General features: G+C 73.8%; 5 protein-coding genes. All 5 read right to left on the reverse strand.

Features of this window, described 5'->3' with window-relative positions:
• Positions 1-2: 2 nt before the first annotated feature.
• From AB0J52_RS30920 to AB0J52_RS30940, 5 genes are read right to left on the reverse strand one after another with little or no spacing between them, the layout of a single operon-like run.
• Positions 3-683: a hypothetical protein gene (locus AB0J52_RS30920; protein ID WP_500186234.1), complete on the reverse strand. Its 681-nt coding sequence runs from the start codon at positions 681-683 to the stop codon at positions 3-5.
• Positions 680-1,810: a molybdopterin-dependent oxidoreductase gene (locus AB0J52_RS30925; RefSeq protein ID WP_500186236.1), complete on the reverse strand. Its 1,131-nt coding sequence runs from the start codon at positions 1,808-1,810 to the stop codon at positions 680-682. Before AB0J52_RS30925 ends, AB0J52_RS30920 begins: the two co-directional genes overlap by 4 nt.
• Positions 1,807-2,418 (reverse strand): class I SAM-dependent methyltransferase, encoded by a 612-nt coding sequence (locus AB0J52_RS30930; protein WP_500186237.1) that lies wholly within the window; start codon positions 2,416-2,418, stop codon positions 1,807-1,809. Before AB0J52_RS30930 ends, AB0J52_RS30925 begins: the two co-directional genes overlap by 4 nt.
• Positions 2,408-3,121, reverse strand: a complete 714-nt coding sequence (locus AB0J52_RS30935; protein WP_500186239.1) for a TIGR04282 family arsenosugar biosynthesis glycosyltransferase — start codon at positions 3,119-3,121, stop codon at positions 2,408-2,410. Before AB0J52_RS30935 ends, AB0J52_RS30930 begins: the two co-directional genes overlap by 11 nt.
• Positions 3,118-3,813, reverse strand: coding sequence for a glycosyltransferase family 2 protein (locus AB0J52_RS30940; protein WP_500186241.1), 696 nt, complete (start codon positions 3,811-3,813; stop codon positions 3,118-3,120). The genes AB0J52_RS30935 and AB0J52_RS30940 overlap by 4 nt, the downstream gene beginning before the upstream one ends.
• Positions 3,814-3,941 lie beyond the last annotated feature (128 nt).

Genomic DNA, 3,941 nt, shown 5'->3' on the forward strand with positions numbered 1-3,941 from the left:
GTCTACCCGCGCGTGATGAAGAAGACCGTGGACGTCCACGTGTTGGCCGCGTCAGCGGTGTCGGCGGGGCCGGTGGTCCTGGCGGCGGCCATGGTGCCGTTGGCGGTGCTAGTGGCGTTGGGGGCGGCGGCGGGGTTGACGGCCTCGGCACGGGTGTCGGCGGCGCTGGCAGCATCGGCGTGGCGGGCGGTGCTGGCGGCGTCGCCGTTGGCCTCGGCGGCAGTGTTGGCGGCGTCGGCGCGGGCGGTGTCCGCCGCGTCGGCCGTGTTGGCGACCTCGGAGCGGGCGGCGGCGCTGGCGGTGTCGGCGGCCTTCGTGGCCTTGACGGCGCGGACGGGGCTAGTGGCGCCGGGGGTGTTGGGGGTGTTGGGGGCGCTGGCGGCCGCGTCGACAGTGTTGGCGGCCTCGGGACGAGCGTCCGCGGAGCGGGTCGTGTCGGCGCGGGTGGTCTCGGCGGCCTCGGCACGGGGAGCCGTGTCGGCCGTGTCGGCCGCGTCGGCCGCGTCGGCCGCGTCGACAGGGTTGGCGGCATCCGGGCGGGCGGCGGCGGGGCGGCTCGTGTCGGCGCGGGTGGTCTCGGCGGCCTCGGCACGGGCGGCGGTGTCGGCCACGTTGGGGGTGTTGGCCTGGTTGGGGGTGTTGGCCTGGTTGGGGGTGTTGGCCGGGTTGGTGGGGTGGGTCATTGGGCGGTTAGGGTTTTTAGCCATTTGGTTTGGAGGACGCCGGGGCGGTTGGGGGCTATTAGGCGGCAGGGGTAGCCGTGGTCCAGGGCCAGGGGTTTGCCGTTCAGGGAGAGGGCCAGGAGGGTGTCGGGGTCTTGCCAGTGCCTCGGGTCCACTTCGGAGGTTCGGTAGGCGCCGCCGGATTGCAGGGATTCGGCGTGCACGCGGGCGTCGTCGGGGGTGTCGGCCAGGGCCAGGACGTCGCGTAGGCGGACGCCGGTCCAGGTGCCGGACGCCGACCAGCCTTCGACACACGCGATCGGTAGGCGGACGGTGTGTTGGGGCATGGCTTGCAGCTGGGCGAGGGAGAGTTCGCGCCGGACGCGTCCGGTGACGGTGAGGCGCCAGCCTGGGTCGCGTGCGGTTCCGGTGACGCCGGCTGCTGCGGCCGTGCGGTTCACGGGGAGGCCCTGCGGGCCGACGCCCGGACGGCGGGGAGCCAGCAACGCGATGCGTGCCAGGGGTGAGACCGTCTCGCCGACGGTGAAGAGGGTCACCGCGCCCGACGCGCCGAGGACTGAGAGGAGGAAGGAGCGGCGGTCGAGGCCGTCGTCGGGTTTGCGCATCACGGTCCGGCGGGTCTTGGCCCACTCGTTCGCGATGTGGATGATCAGCGCCCCGATGACGACGTAGGCGGTCCAGTAGTGGGCGACCGTGAAGAAGAACGGGAACGGGTACCAGTAGGAGATGTTCAGGACGCCTGTGACCAGCTGGAACAACGCTCCGCCGACCAGGAGGAGGATGACGGCGCGTTCTAGTGCGTGGGCGGCCGAGCGGAACGGGGGCCACTGGAGGAGTTTCGGGTAGACCGTCCAGAGTTTGGCCAGCAGGAGCGGGACCGTCGCCAGGCCGCCGATGACGTGCACGCCCTGCGTGACGCGGTACAGGTTCACCGGCCTGGACGGCCAGTGCAGCCAGTCCGGCGGGTGCTGCATGAAGTGGCTGATCAAGCCGGTGACGAACGCCGTGCCGAACGAGACGCCGAGCGCCATGCCCAGCCATGCCGCGATCCGCTCATCGTGGTAGCGGCTGCTGAACCGTCCTCGGAGGTCGGCGAGGAGGCGTTCCGCCTGTGGGACGGATGTCATGGGGTGAGGGCGACGAAGCATCGGGCCGCCTCTTCCCAGCGTTCGGTCACGGTCAGGCCGCTTTCCGGAAGGTCGTCGGCGGCCACCTGGGCCCACGGGAACCAGGGGCCGACGCTCGTGCCGCTGCGCAGGCGGACACGTTCGCGTCGGGAGGTGGTTCCGGGGGCGTTGACCTCGGCGAGGATCCTGCCGCCGGGGGTGAGGAGCAGGGCGAGGCGGCGGAGCAGGGTGGCCGGGTCGCCGCCGATGCCGATGTTGCCGTCCGCGAGCAGGATCGTCCGCCAGAGGCCCGCGCCGGGGATCTGCTCGAACACGTCCCCGATCAGTGCCGGGGCTCCCGCGGCGACGGTCATCGCGACGGCGGTCGGCGCGTTGTCGATGCCGACGGCGAGGACTCCGCGTGCGGTGAGCGCGACGGTCAGCCTGCCGGGCCCCGAGCCGACGTCGAGGACGGGGCCTTCGGAGCGGGAGAGCAGGCCCTCGTCACCGGGGCGCAGGCGCAGCCAGTCCCTCACCGGCAGCGGACGCCGGGCGCCTGTCGGGTCCTCGATCTGGACGAGCGTGGACGTCCGTTCGTCCAGGGCTCGTTCGTAGAGCTCACCGATCACCGATGGCCGCCGTTTCGAGGACCGGAGTGGGGGCCTTGGTGAGGGTGCGATAGGTGGCGGCGAAGCGGGTGGCCGGGGCCTGGGCGGCGACTGTCGCGGCGTCGTCGTGGGTGTCCACGTCGGTGAGTTCGGGGAGGTGGGCGACGGTCAGGACGGCTTCGGCGAGGCGGCAGAGCAGGAAGTGGCCGGTGTCCGGGCGCGACATGGGGACGCCGCGGAGGAGGGCCGGGTCCGGGGTGCGGAGGCCGAGGAGCCAGAAGCCGCCGTCGGCGGCCCGGCCGAAGGACGCGTCGTGGCTGGTCAGGGCGGTGATGGCGGCGGTCAGCAGGGATGGGGTCAGCTGCGGGGTGTCCATGCCGACCAGGAGCAGCGGACGGCCCTGGTAGGCGTCGTCGAAGGCGTTGGCCAGCCGGTCGTCCAGCCCGTCCCCGCGTTGGGGAAGGACGTCGAAGCCGTCCGGGAGCCACGGGCCGGGCGAGCCGGCGAGAGCCAGGACGCGGCGGACGGCCGGGGTCTCGGACACGGCCTGGAGGGTGTCCCTCAGCGCGGCCTCGGCCAGGGCGGCGGCCTCGCGCGGGGCGAACGGCGGGGTCAGGCGCGTCTTGACGCGGCCCGGCAGGGGCTCCTTCGCGATCACGATCAGGTCCGCGGAGGGCGGCCGCGGGCGGTCCGGGCGTCCGAGGGAGGCGGTGGTCTCGTTCATGCCGCACCGACCGTGGCCAGGACGTGGCGCATGTCGTGGACGGCCCGGATCGTTCCGCGGACGCTGCCGGTGACCTTGGAGCGGCCCGTCCTCGGGCGGTAGGGGACGTCCAGTTCGGTGATGCGCCAGTTCGCGCGGGCGGCCTTGAGGACCATCTCCAGCGGGTAGCCGAAGCGGCGGTCGGCCAGGGCGAGCGCGAGCAGGTCGGCGCGGCGGGCGGCGCGCATGGGGCCCAGGTCGTGCAGGGACGTGCGGGCGCGGCGGTTCAGCTCGCGGGCGAGGACCCGGTTGGCGACGCGTGCGTGCGGCGGCCAGGAGCGCCATTCGGTCGGGCGGCGGCGGCCCAGGACGAGCGTCGGCCGGGACACGGGGCCGCTCGCGGAGGCGGCGGTGCTGGAAGGGAGGGCGGTGACCAGGAGGGGGAGGTCCCGCGGGTCCAGGGAGGCGTCGGCGTCCATGAAGCAGACGGTCTCGGCGGTGGCGGCGAGGAGGCCGGTGTGGCAGGCCTCGCCGAAGCCGCGCCGGGGGGCGTGGACGACCCGCGCGCCGTGCCGGGCGGCGATCTCGGCGGACGCGTCGGTCGAGCCGTTGTCCACCACGATCGGGACGTATCCGGACGGCATGCGGTCCAGGACCCAGGGCAGGGCGTCCGCCTCGTTCAGGCAGGGCAGGACCACGTCTACGGGCGTCATACGGTCACCGCCGCGAACTCGGCCATGCCGTCCTCGAAGGCGACGTCCGCCGTGAAGCCGAGGTCGGCGGCGGCGCGCTGGGGGCTGGCGACGATGTGGCGGACGTCGCCCAGCCGGTAGGCCCCGGT

The sequence above is a fragment of the Spirillospora sp. NPDC049652 genome (genome assembly GCF_040675125.1).
Classification (GTDB): Bacteria; Actinomycetota; Actinomycetes; order Streptosporangiales; family Streptosporangiaceae; genus Spirillospora.